The 12831-nt window shown below is 33.7% G+C and carries 8 protein-coding genes and 1 pseudogene; 5 read left to right on the plus strand and 4 right to left on the minus strand.

Going from position 1 to position 12831, the window contains the following annotated elements; translation table 11 throughout:
• Positions 1–68: 68 nt before the first annotated feature.
• Both ACFX4R_RS23595 and ACFX4R_RS23600 read right to left on the minus strand, forming a co-directional pair.
• Positions 69–272 (minus strand): cold-shock protein, encoded by a 204-nt coding sequence (locus ACFX4R_RS23595; protein WP_057239729.1) that lies wholly within the window; start codon positions 270–272, stop codon positions 69–71.
• 831 nt (positions 273–1103) lie between these two features.
• Positions 1104–2024 (minus strand): DMT family transporter, encoded by a 921-nt coding sequence (locus ACFX4R_RS23600; RefSeq protein ID WP_043980863.1) that lies wholly within the window; start codon positions 2022–2024, stop codon positions 1104–1106.
• 120 nt (positions 2025–2144) lie between these two features.
• Between ACFX4R_RS23600 and ACFX4R_RS23605 the strand changes: the two genes are divergently transcribed.
• Positions 2145–3485, plus strand: a complete 1341-nt coding sequence (locus ACFX4R_RS23605; RefSeq protein WP_322552709.1) for an aminotransferase-like domain-containing protein — start codon at positions 2145–2147, stop codon at positions 3483–3485.
• 377 nt (positions 3486–3862) lie between these two features.
• On the opposite strand, the pseudogene ACFX4R_RS23610 reads toward ACFX4R_RS23605, so the two are convergent.
• Positions 3863–4878: pseudogene (locus tag ACFX4R_RS23610) on the minus strand (IS3 family transposase); the annotation flags it as partial.
• Positions 4879–4894: 16 nt separating this feature from the next.
• A complete protein-coding gene (gene hemA / locus ACFX4R_RS23615; protein WP_377570507.1) occupies positions 4895–6127 on the minus strand; it encodes a 5-aminolevulinate synthase in 1233 nt (410 codons plus the stop codon).
• Between the two features lie 493 nt (positions 6128–6620).
• On the opposite strand from hemA, the gene ACFX4R_RS23620 reads away from it, so the two are divergent.
• From ACFX4R_RS23620 to ACFX4R_RS23635, 4 genes are all read left to right on the plus strand, one after another.
• Positions 6621–7529: a DMT family transporter gene (locus tag ACFX4R_RS23620; protein WP_043980854.1), complete on the plus strand. Its 909-nt coding sequence runs from the start codon at positions 6621–6623 to the stop codon at positions 7527–7529.
• Between the two features lie 1002 nt (positions 7530–8531).
• Positions 8532–9938: a Na+/H+ antiporter NhaC gene (gene nhaC, locus ACFX4R_RS23625; protein ID WP_043980852.1), complete on the plus strand. Its 1407-nt coding sequence runs from the start codon at positions 8532–8534 to the stop codon at positions 9936–9938.
• A 1188-nt stretch (positions 9939–11126) separates the two neighbouring features.
• Positions 11127–11255, plus strand: a complete 129-nt coding sequence (locus ACFX4R_RS23630; protein ID WP_277813726.1) for a hypothetical protein — start codon at positions 11127–11129, stop codon at positions 11253–11255.
• On the plus strand, positions 11252–12817 hold the full coding sequence (locus tag ACFX4R_RS23635; RefSeq protein WP_377570510.1) for a spore germination protein: 1566 nt from the start codon (positions 11252–11254) through the stop codon (positions 12815–12817). The genes ACFX4R_RS23630 and ACFX4R_RS23635 overlap by 4 nt, the downstream gene beginning before the upstream one ends.
• The last annotated feature ends 14 nt before the right edge of the window (positions 12818–12831 follow it).

Here is a 12831-nt window from a genome sequence, read left to right on the forward strand (position 1 = left end):
AATTAACTATATTTTCAATTAAATAATATAGTAGTAATTTTTAATCTATGTGATAGCGTTGGTATAAATTATCTTCGATGAGGATTAAGGGGGATTTTATTAATAAGTCGTTCTCCAGCTTTCATATAATTTCCACACAAAGGGCATTTTTGGTGATTGTCGTAAGAGAAATCCTTTCTCATCCAGCCCTTACAATCTTCTACTGTACATTCCCAAACCTCTGTTTGTTCTTGGGCTAAAGGTTCTTGATTTCTTTTGCCGTAATAATACATACTAACATCACTATTCCTCTTACTATAGTATACCTTATAAAGGAGTAATGAATCATTTATATGCATTGGTAGTTTTTACAGCTTTATTTTTATAAATTCAAGAATCAAAATATGTATTAAGTATATCTTGTCCCCATAGAAAAAACACCTCCAAGTGATTGTTAGGTCGTATATACCCGTTTTTTAACTTAAAGGTGTTTCTTATTTGTCTCACTATTAGGGGTCAGTCCCTCTTCTGCGACAAGGGTTCTTTTTTGTGATGTTTACCGGAAAGAGGTATTATGTTAACTATAATTGTATATCTTATACACCTTAAAAACAGAAAAAACTACCTTATGTGAGTAAGATAGTTCTTCTGGTGAATGCTCTAAATAGATGTATTTGACACCTTATAGTGTCTTGGGTAGTTTGCTCACGATATTTGATATTATTCAAGGTAGACAAGTTAAATATAACAAAAGGAATAGGCGGAATATTTTAATAATTACTTTACTTTGTAATCGTTTTCATATATCCTAAGGATAGGTTGGATGGCATGAGTGGCTGTCATAGTATTTAGCGTAGGTGGGGCTGATACGAGGGAACAGGGCATAGAAGAAATGTCCTTTTTTATTTTTGTACAAAAAAAATATTCGATTATCTATGTCAGAAATCATAACAAAGTTATAGTTTTTTTATATCAATTTTTAGTAGTATAAAGATAGTTGATTGAAGATTCTGAAGAAATCTTTTTTGTATAAAGACAGCGTTCAATTGATTGAGCGCTGTCTTTGTGCGGTTTCCTATAAAATCCATTATGGTAACTAGACTTGTATATATTCTAAAAAAAAATTAGGCTTTTTCACTGTGTTTATCTTTTGTACCAAAGTAATTTGTCCCAATAACTCCTGTAATAATGATAATTGCCCCAACTAGATGATAAAGGTGAAATTGTTCTTTTAAAAAAATTACTCCTGCTAAGATTGTAATGAGTGTAGCAAAATTACTGAAGACACTCATTTTAGATGCTTCTATTTTTGATAAGGCGTAATTAGAAAGATAGGACGTGACTAAAGATGATAATAAACCTAGATAGACAATTGCAATCACAAAATCCAGGTGAACAAAAGGCTGGATAAATTGATGGATAGTGTTATTCATTAGATGATTTGTCAATGCCAAACCATTAAATGTAATAAAACCAAATAAAGTCATTATATATGTGATGGTGAATAAGGAATATCGTTGAGTTAAATTTCTAGCACATACATTGTATAGAGACGATACAAGTGCGGAAATTAAAATCAAACCACTTCCTAGTAGACTAGGATTTTTATTTCCTATATCGTTCATATACATAATATATATCACACCTACTACCGAGAAAATAATAGCTATCTTTTGACCAGATGTAGATGTTTCTTTTAAAAATATGCTCGCAAAGATTAATGTGAAAATTGGGGTTGTTGCTTGAATGATTCCAGCTTCAGATGATGATATGTTCACTAGTCCAAATACCTGAAAAGCAAAAAAGAGAGTGGGGTATAAAATAGCTAACAAGGCAATAATCCCTATATCCTTTTTGGTTACTTTTAATGATTTTTTCGTTAATACTTTTAAGATTGTAACCCCTATAAAAGCAATAGTAAATCGATGTGCTAATGCATCAAAAGGTGTAGCAATAATTAATGCAACTTTGACAAACATAAATGATAATCCGATAATAATGGCATAAGTAAGTGCTGCTATATATGCTTTTTTCTTTTCAGCCATATGAATGACCCCCTTTAGATTTACCCGGCCGGTTATCATTATAGTAAGAGAAACTAACAGTATCTACGATATAAAAAATACACATCTGTATCGGTACAGATGTGTATTTGGAGGAATACTATGCTTAAATATGAAACAATTTATCAATCCCTACTTCAAAAGATACAGTCTGGAGACTTTCCAGCAGGGGCAAAATTACCCTCAATTAGAGGCTTATCGCAACAATATATTTGTAATAAAAGTACAATATTAGCTGCCTTAAAACGATTAGAAGAGCAACATATTATTTATTCCATTCCAAAGAGTGGTTATTACGTCGTGGAACATCAGGTCTTCGAAGTACCAACATTTACTGAAGGCATTGATTTTGCAACATCATCTCCAACGTGGCATGCATTTCCTTATAAAGACTTTCAACAGTGTATTAATAAAGCGATTGATACATATCAAGAAGAATTGTTTCGTTATGGAACACCAAAAGGTTTATCTTTATTAATTACAGAAGCTAAAAAACTCTTAGAATCTTATCAAGTATTTGCGAAATCTGAACAGATTTTCATCACTTCAGGGGTTCAGCAGGCACTCGCTTTACTAAGCATGATGCCATTTCCAAATAATGGATCTGATATTTTAGTTGAACAACCTAGTTACCATTTGTATATGGATATGTTGAAAACATATGGAATTCGTACAATAGGGATTCCACGTACAGCACAAGGTATTGATCTAAAGCAATTAGAAAAAATATTCAATGAAGAAGAGATTAAATTTTTTTATACAATGCCACGCTTCCATAATCCTTTAGGAACGTCATATAGCAAAAAAGACAAAGAAGCTATTTTACAGTTAGCTTATAAATACAATGTGTATATTATAGAAGATGACTATTTAGCAGATTTTGAATATAACACAAAGAATGATCCTCTTTTTGCAAAGGATATTAAAGAACAGGTTATCTATTTAAAGAGCTTTTCAAAAATCATGTTTCCAGGTTTAAGAATTGGTCTAGCCGTTCTTCCTACCACTATTCTTAACACCTTTCAAAAATTTAGAACGACCATAGATATAGATAGCTCTATGATTTCACAAGCTGCACTATATCTTTATATAAAAAGCGGTATGTTTAAACATAATAAATTAAAAGTAAGTAGTATTTACCATAAACGTGCCGAAGTTCTTCATCAATCACTGCAAAATCATCTGGCTAATTACGAATCATCATCAGAAATAGTTATGCACGGTCATATTTTGCTACCTAAACAAGTAAATATGAAGTCATTTATTCATTATTTACATGAACAGCAAGTATATCTGGATTCAGTTGAAAGTAATTATCTAGCCAGCTTTCACAAAGAACGAGTTTTAAAGTTAAATGTTTCAAATGTTGAAAATCATCGAATTGAAGAGGGTGTCAAAAAAATTGCGAGTGCTTTAAAGAAAAGAGATAACTATTTTCTTTGATTTTTGATGTAGTTTAAATATCTAACACTGTTTAAGAAGAGACTTAAAAGTATTATTCTTGTAATAATGTACATTTTTCTTATGCGCCATTTGTATTTATTCCTACCGGTAATGGTGACTACGTTAACTAAACATGTATAGCATATAAGGTTAAAAACAGAAAAAACTACTGGAACGGAGGGAACCAGTAGTTTTTTCGCTGTTGATTAGTTTGGTTTTATGAGATGATGCCCCGTTTTTTCTTGAGTAGTTTGCTCAAGTTATCAATAACTTATGTATTAAAAGAAAAACCCACCTGGTTTGGGGACTGACCCCTGATTTCGAGACAGGGATCAAAACACCTTTTAAACAGCCAGTTGTCGGTATTGTACCGGTGACTAGTTGTTTAGTTTAGTTTGAATACGGATATGGTTATAATAAGTAATGTAGCTTTCGACAGTTTGTTCTACGATGGCAGTCGTAGTACATGTTAACTCGTCGAGGTAAAACGTTTCAGACTTTAGGCTGGAATGAAACGATTCAATGGAGGCATTATCTGCAGGTGTCCCTTTGCGGGACATATTCATGATGATGCCTCTTTCTTTGACTTTTCGTTGATACGCATATGATGTGTAAACCGAACCTTGGTCGCTATGCAACGTACATCCCTGAGGTAAAGAAGGGAGTTGACTTAATGTATCTAAAACAAACTCTACGTTTTGACAATCCCTCACTGAATACGCAATGATTTCGCCATTAAATAAATCTTGAATACTTGAAAGATACAACTGTTTAGGTCCAAAAGGCAAGTAGGTAATATCGGTAACCAGCTTTTGAAGAGGGCGCTCTGCTCGGAAATTACGGTTTAACACGTTTTCTGCAACCTGATAAGGTTGTCCTGTTTGTTTCCGTTTCTTCCTTTTAACTCGGCATTGCCAACCGTATTTCTGCATGACACGCTGCATTGTTTTATGGTTGATATGCATGGTTTGATTGAGTAACGCTGTAATTTTTCGATAGCCATATCGAAATTTATGTTTACGGCACTGTTCACCAACTTTTCCTTCTATCCATTTCTTCCTCTTTGTTTCTTCTCCTTGCTCATTTTTCTGCCAACGATAATAAGTTGATCGAGGAATACCCAGACACTGACAGATTTGAGAGATAGGCAGTTTCTCTTTTAATTCTTCTACTAAGTTCAATACAACTTCTGGTACCACTCCCTTTTCAACTCTTTGTACTTTTTTAAGACTTCAATCTGTTGTTTTAAATATCGATTTTCAGCTTCTAACTTTGATGGAGTATCTTGAGAATGAGCCCCTTTTCGAGGGGTATATGTTTGCCCAACGGGCTGTGCCAGGCGATAGGATTCTCCATCTCTATGCCACCTCATCCATGTTTTGAAAGGTTTTTTTATGCTTTTCTAATTATTAAACGTATGCTAACTCTTTAGTGCTAGCAAAAGGAATATCAAAGTGATTAAAAACTTCTACTAAAGCTTCCGTAAGATGCTGTAGTTGTTCTTCAGAATGATTAGGAGTAACATTCACTCTAAAGCGTTCCGTCCCTACTGCTACTGTTGGTGAATTGATGGGTTGTAAATATACACCATGAATTTTTAATAATCTTTGAGCTGCTTCTTTACACTTTGATGCATCACCTATTAGAACAGGTAGAATATGTGTTTCACTGGAATCCATGATAGGAATACCCGCCTTGTTTAAGCGTTCTCTTAAAATATTAGTTTTATTTTGTAAAGCTGTTCTCTCTACTTCAGAGTTTTTTAAATGTTCTATGCTTGTATGACAAGCAGCTACGACTGCTGGAGGTAATGAAGTTGTAAAGATAAAACCAGATGCAAAAGATCTTACAGCATCTATTAGTGAGGCTGAAGCAGTTATATAGCCGCCAATGATACCAATTGCTTTAGCCATTGTTCCTTGTATAAAATCAACTTGATCAGCGATTCCTAACTGTGCAGCAATACCTGAGCCTCGAGGTCCGTACATTCCAATAGCATGAACTTCATCCAAGAAAGTAAGCGCATTATACTTCTTGGCAAGTGCTACAATCTCCTTAATTGGTGAAATATCTCCATCCATAGAATATACAGATTCAAAAACAATAATTTTAGGTCTATCAATAGGTTGTGCAGCAAGTAATTCTTCTAAATGAACAACATCATTATGTCTAAAAATATCCTTATCAGCTGAAGTACTACGAATACCATTAATGATTGATGCATGGTTTTTTTCATCTGAAAAGATTATACAATTTGGAAGTATTCTTAATAAACATTGGATTGTTGCATCATTTGAACCGTATCCAGTAGGGAAAACTAGAGCTGCTTCTTTACCATGCCATTCAGCTAAAGATTCTTCTAACTGAGTGTATTGATAATGAGTTCCTCCAATATTTCTTGATCCTCCAGATCCAGCACCATACATTTCAATAGCATTGTGCATTGCTTCTGTTACTTTTGGATGTTGTGACATTCCTAAATAATCATTACTACACCAAACAACGACAGGTTTTCCGTCTTGGGTACCGTCTAAATTTGCTAAAGGATATTGACCACTTATTCTATTAATCGTTACAAACTCACGATATTGACCACTTTTTTTTAGATCCTCTAACTTGTTTTTTACAATCATTTCGTACATATCATATAATCCCCCTGCAGAACTGTGAAAAATTTCTTTATCAAAAAATACAATAAATCCCTTGGTTATTTTTTGAATATATTCACTATAATAACAATTGGGCATTATTGTCAATTTGGATTTAAATATTAATATAATATTGAAAATTCTAATAAATTATAAAAGAGAACCTTTTTAAAGCTTTTTATTATCTGTTTTAACAGATAAATATCACTTAAATATTATATATAATATAACGTTATTTATTTTCTGATGAGATATAGGTAGAAAGGCTTTAAAAAATAGAAAATAATTAAGAGATTTATAATGTCTGTTTTTTAGTGTTGGTGAATTAAATAATTATATATTCTTATTTTGAACGACTTAATCATAAAATACAGGAAAAAACCAAATTTATATATATTTCCTTTTATAGATATTATTTCTTTTTATTTGTGTTACTATTTAAGAAGTTTATTCTATAATCTTTTTTTATTGAAAAGGAGTTCAGCATATGACTAACTTTATGTACATCTTTTGCTTATTCGCTTGGGGGCTAAATTTTATTGCTGTAAAAATTCAAGGTACCCCTATTAGTCTGGAGCTTTCTTTAACGTACAGGCTTTTAATTACAGCTGTCTTATTCATAATTTTAAGCGCATGTCTACGACCTAAAGACAAACCAAAAAGAAACGATATACCCTTTATTGTTATATTTGGTATCTGTAACTTTATGTTAAGTTATCTTTGCCTTTATTATGCAACAATCTTAAGCTCAGCTGCCATGGTAACATTAATCTTTTCTTTAAAAGTCATTTTAACCCCAATTGCACTACGAGTATTTTTAAAAGAATCTTTTCATCCTCGCATTTTATTGGGAGGGATACTAGGTGTTCTAGGAGTTTGTATTTTACTGTACCCAAGTATGGGAGATATTCATAGTTTCTCAGATTTAAAAGGAATATTAATTGCTTTATTAGGTACTATAATAACGGCTATTGGAGACGCTACATCAGCTAGAAACGCTAAGAATAAAGTAAATCCTTTATATGCAAATGCTATAGGTTTTACAGTTGGAGGAATATTATTAGGTACATTTGCACTCTCTAAAGGACAAGTAATTAGCTTTCCTCATTCTATTTCCTATTGGTCTGGGTTACTTTATCTAACTCTTATTGCTTCGTTTGGTGCATGGTTATTTTACTTGAAACTGGTCGAACAAATTGGTGGTGCTAAAAGTGGTTATATGGTAGCGCTTTTCCCTGCTATAGCAGGAATTGCATCAGTAGCAATTGGTGAATCAGCTCCATCTGTTTATCTGTTAGTGGGATGTATCTTTAGTTGTTTAGGGGCTGGTATAGCTTTAGGTATAGGATCTTACATATCTAAAATAAAAGTTAAAACAAATTCAATAAATAAATAATGAGTATAGTAACATATGTTCCATCCATTTTTCTTTTTTGGATGTTATATAAACAAAGGCGCTTGGGACTCTTAGTCCAAGCGCTTTTGTTTTCTGGGTGAATATTTTGAATTTTGTATTATACGAGATATATCGTAATTGGAAATGATGAGGTTTTGCAAGTATCAAATTTAAATTTATTTCGCATGAAAATTTAATCCGTTGACTAATGTATCATGAAAGACAAATATAGTTAAGTTGAATTTAAAGCCTGAGTAGCAAAAATGTTTCATTTGGGACACATTCTCTCAAAAGTCATTGCAAAGACTTAATTAAACCGTGTCCATGAAACTATACTAACTCCACATATCCTAATCAATATTATCAATTATTTGTTGAACAATTTTCCCGGCAGATCTCCCATTTGTATAAATTAACTCTACATCAAAATCAAATAGATTGTACGCGAAATGAATAATAAATTACTTGATTTATCCTCGTGTTATAAATATAATGTAACTTAAGTACGCGAAAGGAACACAAAAAACCTAGAAATATAATTTTCTATTTTTCTTTGATTTTATTCAATATATTTCCTCTATACAAAAAAAGGAGATTCACTATAATGAAGTTACATCTTGAAATAGAGACTGTATTCTTTAAATGTCTAGGAAATATATGTAGAGAGATTTTAAATAACATCTTTTGAAAACGGTATCATTTTATTTTAAAGAATAAACATGGGAAACAATTAAGTATTTTCAAAAATACACAAATGTCTACAGCCATTGCTACTTCATGTTTGAACAAAGGATAAGGCATGTCTCTATATGCAGGGAGGGAGGAAGGAAGAAAAAATACATCAGGTTATCATTACACATTCGAGAAGCATGAACAAGAGAAGTGAGCGTTTCTAAATTAGTATTCATGTTAGACAAAAAACTGGATGCCAAGAAAGCCAAAAAAATAAGTATATTTTTTATAGCAAAATTATGAAAACGCTTTATTTGAGGGGGAACTACTATGAAAAACGTACGATTACCATCTATGTTAGAGATCATTTGCACATTGGGATTATTTTTAGGCATTGTCTTTTCTTTTACTGTAATTTTTGACTTACCTATACAGCTAGCGTTGTTTATTTCATGGTTCCTTGTCATTTTACTTGGATTACGTTTGGGACACCGATACCAAGAATTACAAGGAGCTATTACCAGTGGCATCTCGAATGGTCTTGAAGCTATATTGATTCTCGTTTCGGTCGGTGCTCTTATTGGGACTTGGATTGCAGGAGGAGTTGTACCAACACTTATTTACTATGGGTTAGAGTTTATCCATCCAAGTATTTTTTTATTAGCCACACTCGTTATTTGCTCACTTACCTCTTTAGCTACAGGCACATCATGGGGAACTGTTGGAACTGCTGGAATTGCTATGATAGCAATCGGAGAGGGACTTGGTATTCCTCTTCCACTTGTAGCTGGTGCTGTTCTTTCTGGTGCATATTTTGGAGATAAGTTATCTCCACTATCTGACAGTACGGTGCTTGCAGCATCAATGTCGAAAGTGGATGTAATTGCACACGTACGTGCCATGTTATATTTAGATATTCCTGCATACGTTATCACGGCTATTCTTTTTACTGTCACAGGGTTTATGTATGGAGGTAAAAATACAGACTTAGAAAAAGTAGAATTTCTTAAGACTTCATTACTTAAAACCTTTGATATTCATGTTTGGATGCTGATACCTGCCGTATTTGTAATTCTTATGCTTGCATTAAAAAAACCCTCTATGCCTACGATTGTTATGGGGGCCTTTCTTGGAGTGATTTGGGCTTTTGTGTTCCAAGGCATGAATATTGCCGATGCTCTTGGTACTGCTTATGAAGGTTTCTCAATTAATACTGGGATCGACTTCATAGATACTCTCCTAAACCGGGGAGGAATCGAAGGAATGCTGGGGTCAGTGGTCGTAATTATTTTTGGGTTAGGATTTGGAGGATTGTTGGAGCATTTAGGAGTATTAAAAGTAATTGTTTCTAAGTTTCAACACCGCCTAACATCAGCAGGGAACGTGACCTTATCTACTTTAATCGTTGCTTTTTTAGCAAATGTATTTGGTTGTGCTATGTACGTTTCATTAATTTTAACCCCTAAAATTATGGCAGAAAGCTATGATAAATTACACATTGACCGAAGAGTACTGGCTCGCAACTCTGAAGTTGGTGGGACATTAACATCTGGTATGATTCCCTGGTCAGATAATGGAATTTTCATGGCGGGAATTTTAGGTATCTCTACCTTCTCCTACGTTCCATTCATGTGGTTAAGCTTTGTTTCCATCGCACTTGCTATTATTTATGGCTATACAGGGAAATTTATTTGGTATATTAAAGGTAATAGTTCTGATACTAAAAAAATTTCTTAGAAATCTAGAAATTTTGTTCCATTTGAAATGCTAGCTTCATGAGATAGCGTCAATATTCTATCAAAGATTTTTTGAATTGTAGGTGGAATTAATACGTAAGCTGTTTGGAGGATTCCATGAAGATTTATCTAAAATTAAATATATAATTTTTCATTTATATAGGATTTCGCCTCTGAACCAATAAATTTATATTTAGAAGACACTCATAGAGAGTGTCTTTTTTGCCGGTATGTAAAAAATTAATTTATAGTGATTTTATAAAATATCGCAATAGGTTTACCTTTTAGTTTTAACGCACCTGTCATTTTTGAAGAACAGACGACCTTTTGAGCACCTGTTTTTTAGAATTTTTTCTTCATAATGGTAAATGGATTATTTGACTACTTCAATCTTTTTACATTAGAGGCCACTTATAGTGTATTCGACTTGTTAAAGTAACATCTTTAGTTAGAGTGATCATATGCTGTTTCTAATTGCTGTCTAGTTCTTTCCTCTTTCTCGCCCCCTATTGAGAGCCACTGTTTAATTTTCTCTAACCGGGAGTTAAATGCTCTTTAATATAAACCGGTTAATTGATATTCAAAGAAATGCTTTACTTTAATTTTTATAAATGCTCAGCATAGGAGGAAAAACCAAGTTATTGAAAGAGAAACCATTCTATTACCTCTTCCATGTATACGGGATATTTCCTAAAATTTATAACTACATGATTTAATTTCCAGTAATTTTATATGCCGGGGTAAACATTATTGATAACATTGAATGGGGATTGAGCAAAAATACCTCCTATCCTAAACGATAGTTCTTAAAGAAATGATGATTAATAGTAGAAGGGATTTTATGAAGGGTGATTCCAGCATCAACTTCAATGACATATTGAACTGCTTAAATTGCTCTAATGCTTCCTTCTTCTCCTTTCCAGTATCCATTTGGAACGTGTTGAAATTCCCATGGCCTGAATTTACCTGGATAGGCATTTTCAATTATTCCATAGTAATTGCATCCATGTAGCTCCATGTTATTTGTAAATCAATATGCAGATCAGATTAAATTTCCGTTGTATAAGAAATAAAAAAGCGAATAATACTACTTGGTAAATAAAGGAATTTTCTATAGAATGAATAACGATATTTTACGGCTATTTATTACTAGAATTGCTTTGATATTGACACAAGTAGGGTGATTAGTATGTGGAAATCAATTGTTTCCTACCTTCCAGAATGGCCAGTTTTTGTACAAGCGTTTATGGTGTTTGTCATCCCGTATTTAATCTACAAATTATTTAGTGAGATTCGTAACTCAGAGGAAGAGCGATGAAAATGAAAAGATGGAAATCGAAAATGAGAAAAACAGGGGAATCCACTGACGAAAATGAAAGCAAACAGAAATCTGCGTCTCGAGATTCAATTAATCAGTTTACTGACGATCTCACTATAAATCTAGAAGTAATTAGAAAAGAAATTAGTCATAACTGGGACGTTCATTTTCGGGATTTTATTATAGGACGTACCGGTATCCAGGCATGTATTATTTTTGTGGAGGGACTATCAGATAAAGATCTCATTGATAAACATATTATGACATCATTGATGGTCGATTTTTCAGCAGAATACCAACAGGAACAGCCTTGTCTTTCAAATCAATTTATCAAAAACCAAGTGTTATCAATCAGTAATGTAGAAGAGGTCCATTCTATTAAAGAAGTAACATCAAAAGTTTTAACAGGCTCTACTGCACTTTTAATTGACGGATTATCACATGCATTCATTCTTGGTACAACTAAATTAAAAACAAGAACGATTGAAGAGCCCGTATCAGAAGCATTAGTGAGAGGTCCACGGGTAGGCTTCACTGAATCTTTAAGTGATAATACATCTCTTTTAAGAGGAAACGGGGACATTGAGAATTTGTCGCTCGTAAAATTTCAGGTAGGAAAGCGTTCCAAAAAAGACCTAGTTGTTGCTTATATAAACGAGATCGTTGATCCAGAATTAGTTGAAGAAGTAGAAAAGCGAATTAAGAAAATTGATCTTGATAATGTGCCCGAGTCAGGTTATGTCGAACAACTCATTGAAGACAATTACCTTAGCCCCTTTCCACAGGTACAGAATACCGAGCGTCCTGATCGCGTAATGGCTGCCTTGATGGAAGGTCGGGTTGCCATTTTATTAGATGGGACGCCTTTTGCTTTGATTGCTCCGGTTACATTTAGCATGATGTTACAGTCCCCGGAAGATTATTATGAAAGGTGGATTCCTGGTACATTCATTCGTTTTCTTCGTTATATCGCAGTGGTTCTTGCTCTTTTTACACCGGCTGTGTATATTGCGTTTATTTCGTTTCACCCAGGAATGATTCCCACTAAGTTAGCTATTTCCATTATAGGAACAAAGTCTGGAGTGCCATTTCCAGCCCTTATAGAAGCCTTATTCATGGAAGTAGCTATTGAAATCTTGAGGGAAGCCGGACTCCGATTACCAAAGCCAATTGGTCCAGCAATGGGAATTGTCGGAGGGTTAATCATTGGAGAAGCTGCAGTGCAGGCAGGGATCGTTAGCCCCATTTTGGTAATCGTAGTGGCGTTAACTGCCATTTCATCGTTTTCTATTCCGCAATATAGTGTAGGGATTACATTACGTATTCTTCGCTTCGCAGCCATGCTTTGTGCCGCCATCCTTGGATTATATGGCGTGGTTTTATTTTTCCTTTTCATGATGAGCCATTTAGTAAAACTAAAAAGTTTTGGTGTACCTTATATGAGTCCAGCTGTTCCTTATCGTTTAAGTGAATGGAAAGACTTGATGGTCCGTATGCCTCTTATGATGATGAAACGACGTCCAAAGATGACGCATACCAAAGCCCCTTTACGTAAAGGATAACCTCTCATGAAAGG

The organism is Priestia sp. YIM B13490, from assembly GCF_042787735.1.
GTDB lineage: Bacteria > Bacillota > Bacilli > Bacillales > Bacillaceae_H > Priestia > Priestia megaterium.